This window comes from Cyclobacterium qasimii M12-11B (genome assembly GCF_000427295.1).
Classification (GTDB): domain Bacteria; phylum Bacteroidota; class Bacteroidia; order Cytophagales; family Cyclobacteriaceae; genus Cyclobacterium; species Cyclobacterium qasimii.
Window position 1 is genome coordinate 38942 of the sequence record NZ_ATNM01000052.1, and the last position, 15245, is coordinate 54186.

The 15245-nt window shown below is 36.6% G+C and carries 14 protein-coding genes; all 14 read right to left on the reverse strand.

What is annotated here, in order from left to right:
- Positions 1-8: 8 nt before the first annotated feature.
- The 14 genes from ADICYQ_RS04880 to ADICYQ_RS29275 all read right to left on the reverse strand — a co-directional run bounded on the left by ADICYQ_RS04880 (position 9) and on the right by ADICYQ_RS29275 (position 15216).
- Positions 9-1418 (reverse strand): anthranilate synthase component I family protein, encoded by a 1410-nt coding sequence (locus ADICYQ_RS04880; RefSeq protein WP_020893044.1) that lies wholly within the window; start codon positions 1416-1418, stop codon positions 9-11.
- A 239-nt stretch (positions 1419-1657) separates the two neighbouring features.
- Positions 1658-1948, reverse strand: a complete 291-nt coding sequence (locus ADICYQ_RS04885) for a hypothetical protein (protein ID WP_146947380.1) — start codon at positions 1946-1948, stop codon at positions 1658-1660.
- A 418-nt stretch (positions 1949-2366) separates the two neighbouring features.
- A complete protein-coding gene (locus ADICYQ_RS04890) occupies positions 2367-3956 on the reverse strand; it encodes a polysaccharide biosynthesis protein (RefSeq protein ID WP_020893045.1) in 1590 nt (529 codons plus the stop codon).
- A gap of 29 nt (positions 3957-3985) precedes the next feature.
- Positions 3986-4234 (reverse strand): hypothetical protein, encoded by a 249-nt coding sequence (locus ADICYQ_RS28210; protein ID WP_020893046.1) that lies wholly within the window; start codon positions 4232-4234, stop codon positions 3986-3988.
- A 1011-nt stretch (positions 4235-5245) separates the two neighbouring features.
- Positions 5246-5905 carry a polysaccharide biosynthesis protein gene (locus tag ADICYQ_RS29265; protein ID WP_020893047.1) on the reverse strand — a complete coding sequence of 220 codons (660 nt, stop codon included), beginning with the start codon at positions 5903-5905 and terminating at the stop codon, positions 5246-5248.
- Entirely contained in the window at positions 5905-7104 is a 1200-nt protein-coding gene (locus tag ADICYQ_RS29270) for an SDR family NAD(P)-dependent oxidoreductase (protein ID WP_262485361.1), read from the reverse strand. Before ADICYQ_RS29270 ends, ADICYQ_RS29265 begins: the two co-directional genes overlap by 1 nt.
- Before the next feature lie 821 nt (positions 7105-7925).
- Entirely contained in the window at positions 7926-8534 is a 609-nt protein-coding gene (locus ADICYQ_RS04905; protein WP_316929263.1) for an acetyltransferase, read from the reverse strand.
- Positions 8531-9121, reverse strand: coding sequence for a sugar transferase (locus ADICYQ_RS04910; protein WP_020893052.1), 591 nt, complete (start codon positions 9119-9121; stop codon positions 8531-8533). The genes ADICYQ_RS04905 and ADICYQ_RS04910 overlap by 4 nt, the downstream gene beginning before the upstream one ends.
- A 10-nt stretch (positions 9122-9131) precedes the next feature.
- Entirely contained in the window at positions 9132-10298 is a 1167-nt protein-coding gene (locus ADICYQ_RS04915; protein ID WP_020893053.1) for an aminotransferase class I/II-fold pyridoxal phosphate-dependent enzyme, read from the reverse strand.
- Between the two features lie 204 nt (positions 10299-10502).
- Positions 10503-11459 (reverse strand): MraY family glycosyltransferase, encoded by a 957-nt coding sequence (locus ADICYQ_RS04920; protein WP_020893054.1) that lies wholly within the window; start codon positions 11457-11459, stop codon positions 10503-10505.
- Positions 11460-11593: 134 nt separating this feature from the next.
- A complete protein-coding gene (locus ADICYQ_RS04925) occupies positions 11594-12532 on the reverse strand; it encodes an NAD-dependent epimerase/dehydratase family protein (RefSeq protein WP_040414630.1) in 939 nt (312 codons plus the stop codon).
- A 108-nt stretch (positions 12533-12640) separates the two neighbouring features.
- Positions 12641-13390, reverse strand: coding sequence for a glycosyltransferase family 2 protein (locus tag ADICYQ_RS04930; RefSeq protein ID WP_020893056.1), 750 nt, complete (start codon positions 13388-13390; stop codon positions 12641-12643).
- 80 nt (positions 13391-13470) lie between these two features.
- Positions 13471-14658, reverse strand: coding sequence for a glycosyltransferase (locus ADICYQ_RS04935; RefSeq protein ID WP_020893057.1), 1188 nt, complete (start codon positions 14656-14658; stop codon positions 13471-13473).
- 33 nt (positions 14659-14691) lie between these two features.
- Positions 14692-15216: a CatB-related O-acetyltransferase gene (locus ADICYQ_RS29275; protein ID WP_020893058.1), complete on the reverse strand. Its 525-nt coding sequence runs from the start codon at positions 15214-15216 to the stop codon at positions 14692-14694.
- Positions 15217-15245 lie beyond the last annotated feature (29 nt).

Sequence of the window (15245 nt, forward strand, 5' to 3'; positions counted from 1 at the left end):
AGTAAAATTTAAATTGTCTCTGCGGATTTTAGTGCTACCCGCAAGGCCTCAAGCTTATTGCTTACTTCCTGAAGCTCACTTTCTATAGAGGACTTCGCCACTACACCTGCGCCTGCTTGAAATCGCAGTTGGTTGTTTTCTGATACAAATGACCGAATCAGAATGGCATGATTAAAATCTCCATTAAACCCCAGGAAACCTATGGCTCCCCCATAAAATTTTCTAGCGCTATTTTCCAATCCATCTATAAGTTCCATCGCCCTGTATTTGGGTGCTCCAGACAAGGTTCCTGCCGGAAAAGTGTCCGCTACCAATTGAAGAGGATTTGCTCCCTTTGCAAGCTCTCCAGTAACTTTTGAAACCAAATGGATAACGTGTGAATAGTATTGAATTTCTTTAAACACTTCTACATTTACCTTCTCAGAAGACCTGCTAAGGTCATTCCTAGCCAGATCAACCAGCATAACATGCTCAGAATTTTCTTTGGGATCATCAAACAGTTTTACTGCCAATTCAGCATCTGATTTGTCATTTCCTGTTCGTTTGAAAGTGCCTGCAATAGGATAAATGGTGGCTTTTCTTCCTTTAACCACAATTTGGGCTTCGGGACTGCTTCCAAATATTTTATAGGAACCATAATCGAAATAAAACAAATAGGGAGAAGGATTTATGGAGCGCAATGCCCTGTAAACATTGAATTCATCCCCTTTGAATCCGGTAGAAAAAGAACGGGACAATACAATTTGAAAAACATCTCCTCTAAAACAGTGTTCCCTTCCTTTTGCTAAGATGTCAAGAAACTCACCATCGGTATAATTGGAACTTTCTTCCCCATCCAGACTAAAAGAATAGCTCGGGATATTTTTGTTGTTGAGGATCACTTCAATTTTTGGGATTCCTGAACTCTCCTCCTCTTCTCCTTCCAGGTAGTGTTCAAAAATATACAGTTCATTTTTAAAGTGATCCACTACGATCATGTTTTTATAAACCGCATAGTGAATCAAAGGGGTTGAAGAAGGCTGTGGGTTGTTGATAGTGATGTCTTCAAAATAACTGACCCCATCGTATTGGATATACCCAAATAAGCCATTGGTGATAAATTTGAAATCAAGTTTCTCTTCCTGAAAGGTATTGCCAAACTGCCTGATCTCATCCATTATATTGTCCTTCTTGTCGAACTTCTTCACAGAAGTGGGCTGCCCGGGGAAAGACTGGTGAACTTCATCATTGATTAATGAAAATGTTGCCATGGGCTCACAGCAGATATAAGAATAACTGTTTTCATTCCCGTGATAATCAGAACTTTCTAACAATATCGTATTGTTGTACCTGTCACGAATCTGAAGATACACACTCACTGGAGTGATGGTATCTGCCAATAGTTTTTTATACCGGGTTTTGATTCTTATTTTATTCATTTTTTGGGTATTTAAATAAAAAAAAGGCTTGCCGGGAGTCCAGCAAGCCTAAGTATATCTGATTGATCAAAATTTGGCAATAGTTAGCTGTTTCCCCTTTAGAAGAAGTAAGTAAGCCACCACCAATTTTGATTTTGTTTTTTCATAACGATCACCAAATATAGAAAAGGGTGTCCATTTTAAAAAGGTATTTTAATTTAATTTTCAATTGGCTCTTAGAAATCTCCCTAGCCAACTAATTAAGGAAGGGAATAAGGAGGGTTTTTTATCATAAACTGTAAAAGCAATGTAGTTTTTAAACCAAATACTGCAAGCCCTGCGGCTGAGCGGAGTCGATTCCCAGTTGCTGAGTGGAGTCTATCCCCGGTGCCTGAGTGGAGGCAATCCCCGGTGCCTGAGTGGAGGCAATCCCCGGCGGCTGAGCGGAGTCGATTTCCGGTGGCTGAGCGGAGTCGAAGCCATAGGGTAACGTGTCCGAAATACCTACCCCATAGAATCCGCTCAGTATCCAGTAACTTGAATGACAGCACTCATCTTGTGGCATTAAAAAAGCCTGAGAAAATGTAAAATCAGTAATGAAATCACTAATCCTGAAAGCACAAAATCCCCCTTTCTCTTAAAGGGGGACCAAGGGGGATTTTTTCGTAAACATTCTAAAATATAAGCTTTGAAATAGCATGACGTTTCTGACTCGTCCAAAAAAAGTTTACAGTTTATTATTTAAATACTAGTATAGGTTTACAATCCCGTAGAAATCCCCTTTTTCCCCCTTGAAGGGGGAGTTGCGGAAATGGGAATTTAATGCTGAAATTGTTGAATTGAAACGGGTTGAATAATTTTAAGGTCTAAAACAGCCCTCGTCCTTCTTGGAAATGACAAACTCCCCCTTCAAAGAAGGAGGAGTTGCTAATCAAAGTGGGTCAGTTTCCACTAAGGAAGATTCTCTGTTTAAGGTTTTATCTCTTCTGCAATCGCTTTTTGATCAATTGCTTCAAATCGTGATTTGTGACTTAAGAATTCTGGTACCAGTTTCTTCATTTGCCCTACCAATGTCATTTCTCCTTCATTGCCTTCCATGTCCAACAATAAAGCTACTTCAAGGTTGACATCCTTATAAACCCCAGGCCTTACCTGCGCAATTTGAATTTTTGCATGATGGGTTTCTATTGTTTTTTCCTGGTCGTTTAGAACTTCCTCATACAATTTCTCACCTGGTCTCAATCCTGTAATCCTAATCATAATGTCCACATCAGGCTTCTTACCACTCAGGTGAATCATTTTTCTTGCCAAGTCAATAATTTTAACCGGTTCACCCATATCGAAGACAAAAATCTCTCCACCATTTCCCATCACACCAGCTTCCAAAACAAGGTCACAGGCTTCAGGAATGGTCATAAAGTAACGGGTAACTGCTGCATCCGTAACTGTAAGTGGGCCACCTTTTTTAATTTGTTCTTTAAACAAAGGGATTACAGAGCCATTGGAACCCAAAACGTTTCCAAATCGAGTAGTGATAAAACGGGTTCCACCTTGGTTGGATTCCCTGAGTTTTTTATCAAGGCTCTGAATGTACATTTCAGCAATTCGCTTACTAGCCCCCATCACATTAGTAGGGTTTACTGCTTTATCGGTACTTACCAAAACAAATTTCTCTACGCCATATTTAACAGCTAAATCCGCAACTGTCTTGGTTCCAAGTACATTACATCTTACTGCCTGTGCAGGATACCTTTCCATCATTGGAACATGCTTGTAGGCAGCTGCGTGGAATATCACTTCCGGACGATACGTTTTCATCAAATGATCAAGGGTATCCTCGTCAGTCACATCAGCCAAAACCGTTTGCATGGCCAAATCTTCAAACTCACTTTCTAAGCGAATCTCTTGATCGTGTAAAGGAGACTCCGCTTTATCAAGCATGATCAGAAAGCCAGGATTGGCACGGGCCACTTGCTTACATATCTCACTTCCTATAGATCCTGCAGCTCCTGTTACCAATATGGTCTTACCACTGAAATAACTTGCTACATTTTTATTTTTTAACATGATAGCATCCCGGCTAAGTAAATCTTCAATATTTACTTCCCGAATACTCCCTTGCTTAGCACCACCATCTACCCACTCATTTACAGGTGTAATGGTAAGGGCATGAATATTAAGTGTAATACACCTATCAATTATTTCTCTTTTTCTGGCTGGAGAAAGTTCCAGTACTGATATTATCAACTCTTTAACACCTTTTTCCTTCACCAAAGTATCCAACATTTCCAGTCCTCCGTGAACCCTCATGCCTTCAATTTTCTTCTTTCTTTTTGAAGCATCATCATCCAGGAAGCCGTGGACATTGAATTTATAATGACTGTTCTTTAAAATGGCGTTATGGATAAGAATCCCTGCTTCTCCAGCACCAAAGATTAAAACATCCTTTTCAGGCAGGTTAGGCTCACCGTTGTTCTTGATAAATCTAAATACTTCTTTGACGAAGAGACGGTAAACCATCAATAGGGACAAGGTAAGGACTGAAGCAATGACAAGCACTGATAAAGGAAGGAAGTGTTTTCCTGGTACTAAAAAACACTGTATCCCATATCACATAAGAATGCAATAACACCAGTGGCTGCTGTAGTACGCATTAGTAACAATCCATCACTTAACGATGTATGTCTAACTATTCCGACATAACTTTTAGTAAAAAACATAACCAAAGATCCTATCAATAAATAGGCGGCAGCGGCTCTACCCACCGGGTAATCAGCCAAAGCTACCCAGTCAAAATTTGCTCTTAGCCAAAATGCCAAAACAACACATTGGAACATGATAAAACCATCCAGGAAAGCTATAATCCATCTGGGAAGAATGTTGATTTTTTTTGCTAAAGTTGATCATAAAAAAGGTTGGTTAAAATGACTCGATTCAACGGTCCTTACTGATATTCTTGAAAATCGATTGTGTTAAAGATTACTTCAATTTCAACGAAATTTTGAAACGACAAAAAACTTGACTTTTCAAAATTTTAGTTATAAAGCACTGATTTCAATACAATTATCATTTAGTAAAATGGTTTGAGGTACAGATTTATATTAATATTGATGAATTTTATCCATTGGTATATAAAAGCTATCTATTAATTAAAAAGGTAATTTTGGGATATATTCATTAAAATGAGTTGAAAAACAATCTGCTTAATTCATACCTTATAAAATGTCCACTTAGAAAAATTTAAGAAATTTTAAGCCCTCTTATAAAGTCCTCAAATATAGTAAAATTCCTTAAAAAGCACTATTACCAGTTTAAATTGAATCCAGACAATTCTTAGTTTTTATCGTTCAATTTGAACCGAATTTTCACTTTTATACCAATTTCTCCTTTTCAAACATCAATTATTGCACTTCTCAATGGGAAAATGACAAAATAAAAAATACGTTTTAAGCAAAAAAATATGATTTGGGGTAAAAAAATCTCTTTTTAAGTTCAGAATTATCCCCTTAAAAAAACAGTTAACCTTAATTTGACTTTACATAAACAAAATTGATCCCTTGAAAACTTTTCAATTCGTTAAAAAATTAATCAATAATTTAACGAATTGAAAAAACAAATTCAAGTCTACTTTAAGATTTGGTCAGCATGGTTCTAGGAAAATCAGCAACTATAATCAACAAATCAATTGAAGTCTAACCATTGAGTAATGGTCGAACATGAGTAGGATACTGTTTTTCTTTTGGACTAGTGAAGTAGGAAGAATGACCCTTATGTCAATATAACCACTATCAATATTTAAATCCTTAATTAGATTTTAACTGGAAAAAAACCGGTCTTATTGATTCCCCTTAGATGGTCTTATCTAAGTCCTCATAAATGGAGTTTTTGCTAAGAAACTCTGGAATTATTTGTTTCATTTTTTGTACCACCGCCAAATTGTCATGATGTTTGTTTATCACCAACAACTCACTAATAGCGACGTTTGCTTCTGAATAAGGATATTCGAGTACTTTAGCAATGCTTATCTTATGATGATGGGTAGGTTGCGTTAGTTCAGCAGACGAAAGTAACTCTTCATATAGTTTTTCTCCAGGTCGCAGCCCCGAGAAAACAATATCAATGTCTTTGCCTTCCTCCAAACCTGCAAGTTGAATCATTTTCTTGGCAAGGTCTACAATTTTGATAGGCTTACCCATGTCAAATACGAAAATCTCGCCCCCTTTTCCCATGGTCCCTGCTTCCAAAACCAATTGTACCGCTTCAGGTATGGTCATAAAATACCTTGTGATTTCTGGATGGGTAACCGTAATTGGTCCACCATTCTTAATCTGGGACCGAAATCGAGGTATCACTGAACCATTGGATCCCAACACATTCCCAAAACGTGTCGTTATGAACCGGGTTTCACATGATTCCTGACCATTTAAGGATTGGGTATAAATTTCTGCCAATCGCTTAGAAGCACCCATTACATTCGTAGGGTTTACCGCTTTATCCGTAGAAACCATCACAAACTTATCAACCTTAAAAACACCGATAGGTCAGCAATGTTTCTGGTACCTCCTACATTCACAGATATGGCTTCAAATGGGTTATTTTCTATCATTGGTACATGCTTGTAAGCGGCAGCATGATAGACAATTTGGGGGCGGCAAATATTGAAAAGTTTGTGCATCCTTTCATAATTACTGACATCTGCCAATACCACCTCCATTTTGGCACCTGGGAATTCATCCTCCATGGACAATTGAATCTCATGCAATGGTGATTCAGCATGATCGCACATGATTAACAAAGAAGGTTTATAAGAAAGCACCTGCCGAACAATTTCCGAACCAATGGACCCCGCAGCACCGGTCACCAAAACCTTTTTGCCTTCAAGATCACTTTTAACTTTGCTTTGGTCAATGACAATTGGTTTCCGCTGCAAAAGATCTTCTATACGTAACTTTTTAATTTGCTTACTTGGTAATTCACCTGAAAGCCAATTTTTAGCAGGTGGTATGGTAAATACTTTAATACCAAGACGGATACAACGTTCGATTACTACTCGTTTGTCTCTCCCATTAAGATTTTCATTGGTAATTAATAACTCCTGTATGTCTTTTTGTTTTTTCAGTCTGGAAAGCTCCTTTATATGATATACCTTCTTTTGTACCAGGTAATTATTAAGCATGCTCCTATCGGTACTTATAAAGCCTTCAACTATGTAATTGATGTTAGGGTCATTGCTCAGCGCCTGTTTTACCAAAACGGCATTTTGGTCGGATCCAAAAATCAGCACTCTATGAACAGACCTATTGGACATTTTACTAATGAGTACCAAAAAAGTGGCTTTGGCCAAAAGCCTGAAAGCAATCAGTAAAGTAGAAACAATGAAGAAATTAACCAACAAGACCAGCATCAGGAAACTGGAATTTAAGGAAATCCATCGATGCCCAATGCCATAGTAAAAACCTACAAATAGCAATGAGAAACCCAATGCCGCAATAAAAATATGGAATAGATCTGTTGAATTGGAATACCTTAGGAGTCCTGTATGCAATTTGGAGAAATAAATCACAGGCAGGGCAATGGCACAAAAGCAACCCGTCGCTAGAATGTATTGAACAAACTCCATTTGGTCGAATCCAAATCCCCCAATGATGAGGAAAGCGAAGGTGAAAGAAATAAAAACAATAAAAATATCCACCGATAGAATTAACAAAGGGTGGATATGTTTATCATTCTTTAGGAAATTTTTGAGTGGGTTTAATTTTGAATTCAGCACTTTTTCCAAAACAATTAAAATTTTAACAAAACAATTAGCAATAAATATACCGAAATTAAGCTATAAGTAAAAATTAATTACATGCAGCCTATAAATCCTTTTATAACCAACACTTAATAGCGATAATCTATAAATCAACAAAGTAATTTAGCAAAAAAGGCATGGCTACGCCACAACCAATTCCACTATTTTCAAGAAAAACATACTGAAGCCACCTTTTATTCTTTGCCTTTATAATTGCAAATGAACTGCTTACATTTTCCCTGGCCAGGACCAGGCATTTTCAGCTATATTAACAAGGGTGCTGGTTTAGGCTTGGATCCAGAGGGAAGGATCAAACCTTTTTCAAACAAACCACCTGATAATGAAAAGGCTTTACCTATTATTGACGGAAGTGTTATGAGTTTGCATAAAGACCACCAGTCAATAGTTACTATTATTAAAGAAAGAATACCGTCTATTCAACGGGGTTTGGCGCTGAACAGAACAATAAAATTTCAAGAAATATATTAAGCTGTTAATTAAAACTATTCACTAAATAGATAGGACAAACCAAACTTTTAATTTATTTATCCTATAATGATTCCTTGCAAATATAAGGTATTTAATTGAAGCGTTTTTCAATTCACTGAATTGGATTAAAACAAATGTTCTTGGTAGGCCTTGAAATCTTTGCAAGTTAAAACAGGCGAATAGTTTCTCACCTAATTACCAATTCTTGGATAGAATAGGCCATTTATAAGAGGGAAAAAATGAAATTAACTGTAACCAATTTGAGTAGCTCCATCTGCTAAGTTTTTACTTACTACAGCACCAGCGGCTACAGTGCACCATTTCCCGATCTTAACACCTGGTAGCACTGTACTATTTGCGCCTACCAAAGTGCCTTCACCAATTTGAGCACCGCCACATAAAGTGGCCTGTGGGGCAATGTGCACAAAATCTCCAACTACACAATCATGGTCAATGGAAGAACTGGTATTCACTATTACCTGCTTACCTATGGTAGCATTCACTTTCACGATAGCCCCTTCCATCACTACAGTGCCCTCATCTATAAAAGAGCGCTTACTAACGATTGCGGATTCATGGACAATTGTTCCAAAGCTTGTTCTCTCCTGAAATTTAAGAAACAACTGTTCTCTGCGCTTGTTATTACCAATGGCTATAAACAGGGGTTGATCAAATACAAAGGAATCAGGAACAGGTCCACTTACTTCGAAACCAAGAATTTCCTTGATGGTAGCATCATCATCAAAAACACCAGCTATTTTCACAGCTGGATCTAAAATATCTATTATTGCTCTAGCTTGCCCTGAAGCGCCAAAAAATATACATGTAAAATTAAAATTTATGGTTGCAGTTATTGTCCTGTAAACTTCGCTGTGCTAACAGCATTTTGAAAGTCTACGTTCTCTCTTTTAAGGATAGGCTTGATTGTCAAAACCATTATTTTCAGGTCCAGGAAAAAATTCCTGTTTCTGACATACCAAACATCATATTTAAATTTTGTTTTCCAATCGATATTGTTTCTACCTTTTACCTGAGCAAGGCCAGTGATTCCAGGCAATACATTGTGCCTGTTTTTCTGTTCAAGTGAATACAAGGGCAAGTATTCAGGAAGCAAGGGTCTGGGTCCTACAAGACTCATCTCCCCTTTCAACACATTAATTAATTGAGGCAGCTCATCTAAAGATGTTTTTCTTAGGCTAGCACCCATAGGGGTCAATCGGTGTTCATCTGCCAACAGGGTACCATCGGCCATACGACCATCAGACATGGTTTTGAATTTAAGCAGGTTAAAAATCACTCCATTTTTGCCTGTTCTAGGTTGAATAAAAAATACCTGGCCTTTATACTTCCAAAAAAGTAATACAGCAATGACCAACATTACCGGGATGAAAACGAGAAGCAAAGCGAAGGAAACAACGATATCAAAAAAGCGCTTGCCCATGATTTCACAGTTAAACTGTTTTCTCTGATTTCAGAACCACCTCTTTGTGCAAAATAAAAACCGCGTTGATAATTCTATCAAGTTCTTGCTCGGTCAATGCCGAGCCACTTGGCAAGCATATGCCATTTAAAAATAAATCTTCGGCTATGTTGCCTCCCGAGTAAGGGGCGTTTTTATACATAGGTTGCAAATGCATGGGTTTCCATAGAAACCTGGATTCTACTCCATCCTTTAGAAGGAATTCCCTCAATTCACTAGCTTTAAAACCTGTTGTATCAGGCTCAATTATCATAGTAGTCAACCACCTGTTGGAGAAATAACCTTCCGGTTCTTTCAAAAACGAAATTCCAGGAAGCAACTCTAAATTCTTTTTATAATAAGCAAAAATATCTCTTCTTTTCTGGATTCTATCCTCCAGCACCCCCAATTGGGCCAGACCAATACCCGCAGAAATATTGTTCATTTTGTAGTTAAAGCCCATCTCTATGTGCTCAAAATAAGGGAAATCTAATTTTGCTTGGGTGGAAAGGTAGCGTGACTTTTTGTCCCAAAACCTATTGTTGGTCAATAGGGCGCCACCACCTCCTGTGGTAATGATTTTATTTCCATTAAAGGAGTAAATGCCAAGGTCACCAAAAGTGCCAGTAAACTTATCCCCTATTTTAGAGCCAACAGATTCTGCGGCATCCTCGACCAAAGGTATGTCATACAACTGGGCAACTTTTATGAGTTCAGGCCAATTCGCTGGCATTCCAAATAGGTTGACAACGACAATGGCTTTGGGCTTTATCCCTTTAGCCAATCGGTCTTTTATGGTTTGTTCCAATTTCTCAGGACACATATTCCAAGTACTTTCTTCGCTGTCAACAAAAACAGGCTTAGCCCCTAAATACAAAATCGGATTGGTAGAAGCTATATAGGTGAAAGTTTGGCAAATCACTTCGTCTCCTGCGCCCACCCCTAATAGGTGAAGGGACAGATGAATGGAAGATGTTCCTGAATTGAGGGCTACCGTATGGGGGGAATCAAATCGTTCTTGTATGGCTTTTTCAAACTGCCTGATAAAAACCCCATTTGTAGCAATATTTTCTTGATCTAAAGCACGCTGTACAAACTCAATTTCTTCCCCAGTAAATTGAGGAGAAGATAAATAAATGTTCCCTTTTTCTTTAGTCATTTTTAAATGTTTGCTGCAGCCTTCACAATAGAGTAGAAGACAAATCTAAGCGAATCATAAACAATACCAAAAGGTTTTTTTCCAACTTAAAGGACTTAAATATCCTATTTTAAACCGTCAAAATTTAATTACACTTTTGATTATTGAACCTACATTTTTCCTAATTTAAAATAATTTTTCGAAATATTTTATTAATTGGAAAAATTAAGAGGGATCCAAATTTATTTTCGCAGGATGAGCATATCTACGTAAAAAGAAATAAACTGGGATTAAAATGCCTACAAAAATCAATCCTGCTAGCCATTGAATCTCTTCCATCCCTATGCCGTATAACCAAATAATATTAATCATCAGTTGAAGAACCGCATAGGAAATTGAGACCGACAAATGCGAATAACCCTTTTCGTTTACCAGGTACTGGTAAAGGTGTGTTCGGTGAGGCTTAAAAATATTTTCTTTCTTAGAAAGCCTGATAAAAATGGTCATGCAAGCATCAATCCCATAAAGACTAAAGAAGAACAAATAAAAAGGATTTTGGGTAATGAAAACCAGCTTGATCATCAAGTATCCAAGGATCATAGCCATGCTTATACTGCCTACATCACCAGCAAAGGACTTGGCTTTTTTCCGAACATTAAACCAGGCAAAAATCAAGCAAGATATACCAACAAGAACGATCAGTTCTTGGTCCGATGCCAAAGCAGGAAGTTGGTAAAAGGTAAGCAAAGTAACCAGGGCATATAAGACGGTAATGCCATTGATCCCATCCATGAAATTGAACAAATTGGTCCAGCCTATCAATAGGAAAAACAATACCGGAATCCAAAGGCCCAGTGATGTACCCTGACTGATGTCATAAATCAACAATCCCGTAGCCAATAGATGCACCGAAATTCTTGGCAATTGATGCAGTGGCCGAATGTCATCCACCATACTAACAATACCTACCAGCAAAATACCCAAGGCCAACGGCCAGGTGGCTACGCCCAGTATCCAGGCCAAAATAACTGCCAACACAAAAACGACTCCTCCCCCACGTATGGTAGGTTTGGTATGTGATGAGCGTTCATTGGGTTTGTCAATAATGCTGAATTTTTTGGCGATAAAAAAATAAAGCAGCTGGGCAACTAAAAGCAATAGAAAAACAATGAAATAGTACATAAAAATTTGGTTTTGGAAGGGCAAATATAAGGAAACTTTAAAAAAAATCGGCATTAGAAATACTGACAAATAAAAAAGCCACAGATCAGTCCAAACGAAATCTGTGGCGATAATGAAATCTCAAGGCATTGTATTTATTTGAAGGCCTTAAAAGTCTTTTTTAAGCCATCCTCGGCTGTAACTGGTAAAGCCTCACCGATAGTAGTTATTAATTTAGTATTACTAACCCTATAGCTTTCCGTCAACTTTTTAAGCCGTTCAGAAGTAAGGGGTAAATGAAGCTTGTCTCCTACTTTTGCAGCGGCAGTTATTAATGAGGCTGGTATTGCCCATAACCTTGCTTTCTTACCAAGGGATACGGCCATCAATCGAATCAAATCATTGGTGGCAAAAGTGCCATCGTCTGCTACCTGATAAACTCCTGATGGGATATCTTTTGAAAGCAATTTTAATATTACCCAACAAAGGTTGTCCACTGACAAGAAAGAACGTTGGTTGTCAAATGCCGCTAAGGGAAATGGCAAGCCTTTTTTAGCAAATGCAAAGAGTAAGTTAAGATTACCCTTATTTCCAGGGCCATGAATCATACATGGTCGAAGGATATAGACTTGTTTGTCAGAAGGAAGATGCTTTAAAATATAATCTTCTGCCTGAAGCTTGGATTTACCATAAGGCGTAACAGGATCACATGTACTTTCTTCTGTTAACCAACCCTCTACTTCATCTGCGCAAGCTTTGACAGAGCTAATAAAAACAAAATTTTTAGCGCCTGGATCTGCCAAAAATTTATCGTACAGTTTTTTCGTCAGGCCATAATTGACATCAAAATAGGCTTGATCATTACTTGTTTTTTGCAAATCATGTGCTTTCCCTGCCAGGTGAACATAATGAGTAGCTGAAGTGTTGGCCTCTTCAAAAAAACCAACATAAGACAAGCTCTTACCATTCTCCGAATTTTCAGCTCTGGAAAGGGAGAGAATGTCTTCAATTCCGTTAGATTGTAGAAATCTCAAAAGATTTTGTCCCACAAACCCACTGGCACCGGTAATGAGGAAGGATGAATTTTTATCCATTTTAATTGTAGCTTTGTTCTCCAACTGATATTATTCTAAACTTTTTAAAATTGTAATTAAGGCAACAAAATGCAAAGATTTAGGCCCTTTGATTATTAAAGGTACCCCCTACTTAAAAATAAATTCAAAAGGTTTGAAAAGGTATTTAGAATAGATCATGGCAAGGTTGGTATACACCTGGTTTTCTCTGCATCCTCGTGCAATCTCTTTGTTCAGGGTGATCAGGCTTTGTAAACCTTGAGTACTAAGCCCCCCCATACGCATCTTGGTAGTAACGATAGGCAAGTATTTCCATCGCAAGCCTCCCTTAAGAAAAAAGCGAATGAGCAGTTCATAATCGGCAGCAATTTTATAGTCCGTTTTATACGGTCCCAACTTTTCAAAAAACGCTTTCCTTACAAAGAAAGAAGGGTGAGGAGGCATATATCCCCAGGCAAATTTAGAGGGTTTCCATTTTTTTGCCGAATACCTCCTGATAATTTTATCCGCATCTTTGTCATCTACAAAAACAATGTCTCCAATTATGGCATCAGTGGCAGGGGAATTAAAAGCCGCGGCAATTTTAGAAAGAACATTGGCATCAAAAAAGAAATCATCCGAATTTAAAATACCTACCACATCTCCAGTAGCCATTTTTATACCCTTGTTCATGGCATCGTACATACCCTTATCCGGTTCAGAAACCCATTTACTAATGGTAGATTCATTTTCTTTTATAATAGCCACCGTGCCATCTTTTGAATTGCCATCTACAATTATGTATTCGACATCAGGATGAACTTGTTTGGCTACAGAAGAAATCGTATCCTGTAAAGTCTTCGCTGAATTATAGGTGACGGTAATTAAGCTGATTTTCAATTTAAAATAAATTTAATAGTTAATATTGAGCTTAAATATTTTATAAAAATAGTATCGAAGTTTAACTTTTAATACTAGTATTAATTAAAAATCTGAAGATAACGTTTTGCTACTTCTGAATCGGTAAAATTTTTAGAAGTTGTAAAGGCTGCATCTGATATCTTTTGGAGCTCATTAATACTTAAAGAATCAATATAACGGTATATACCTACAAGTTCTTCGACATTACCAGCTTCGCAGAGAAAACCATTAATTCCATGAATGATAATACCATCTATTCCTTCATTTTTTGCGCCTATTACAATACAACCACAAGACATTGCTTCTAAATAAACAAGACCAAAAGCTTCATCTTTACTTATCATGGTAAAACATTCTGCGATATTAAATTTAGAAATAATTTCCTTTCTGGAAATCCTTCCATGTAAAATCACTGTTTTCTCTAACTCATTAATTTGAATTAAATCTTGAATTTTTTTAAATTCAGATCCCTGACCAATTATATCAAAAGTGAAATCTTTATTTAAATCTATAAGTGCTTGTAATGTTTGAAGTGGGAATTTTCTTTTAATTAAACCTCCGACAAAAATATGTTTAGAAATCTTGTTTGAAAAAGACTTTGGATTAGATTCATTATCTATAAATAATGAATCTGGAATACCAGAATAACAAATAAATGTATTATTGAGGGAGTCAAATTTAGATTTTGTTTGTTCCAGAATGGAAGCATTTCTAAATCCAATAGAATTAAAACTATTTAATTTCCTTTCCATTAAAGTAGAAAAATCCTTTAAGGGACTATGAAAAACCAATGAAGACTTACATTTATACTTTTTCTTCAATTCAGGAATAAGATTAAGTTGGGGTTTATCCCAATGTCCCAAAATAACATCCGGAATAAAATTATTTTCCTCTAAAAAAAAATTAATTTTAGAAATCTGATTATCTAAGGTACTCTTAGAAAAAACACCATGTGGAAAATATTTAATCATAGGTAATGTTATAACTGTCGCACCCTTATAAATATTAATATCCCCGTCAATGGCATCTTTATTATCTATCACTAAACCTAAATGCCCTTCAATGAAATCATAAACTTTTTCAGGAAAAAGATAGTAAAGCTTAGGGAATATTGTTTTATTATAAACAACTATTACAGAGTGACCCTGGTCAACCCATTCACTAATAAAATAATTAACAATTTTCGTGTTATACTCCTTACTTTTTCCGGGTACATAGAAAACAGAAGTAAGAACTAAAATATTCATAGGGCTGATTAATTAAAAGAAAAAAAATCAAATTTACGAAATTTTCATATCGTCTAAGTGATCAATATTATGTTGAAAATTACTTAAATTATCTTTTAAATATTGATCAGGTTTATTCCACCATTCTGATTTTTGAAGTTGGTTTATTATATCAGAAGAAAATCTATATTTTAAAATTTTAGCAGGAACTCCACCCACAATAGAATAAGGAGGGACATCTTTGGTTACTACAGAATGAGCAGCGATAACAGCACCATCACCTATGTTTATACCACTAGTGATACTGACATTCATACCTATCCAAACATCATTTCCTATATTAATTGGAGATGGTAAATCATCATATAGTTTATCCCCTTTAACCCAATTAGTTCCAGTAGAATTATTTGGACTAAAAAAAATAGGTGAAGTAGAAATAAAATGAGTAGGATGAGATGGCAAACCACAGTTAACATTTCTAGAAATGGAACAAAATTTTCCTATGTTAGTTCGTAAAAAATTAGAACTATGTCCTATATAGGAATAATCCTGAACCTTAGTATCTCTAAGGATAACCATCCTTCAATTCTCGCATTTGAGAATAATAC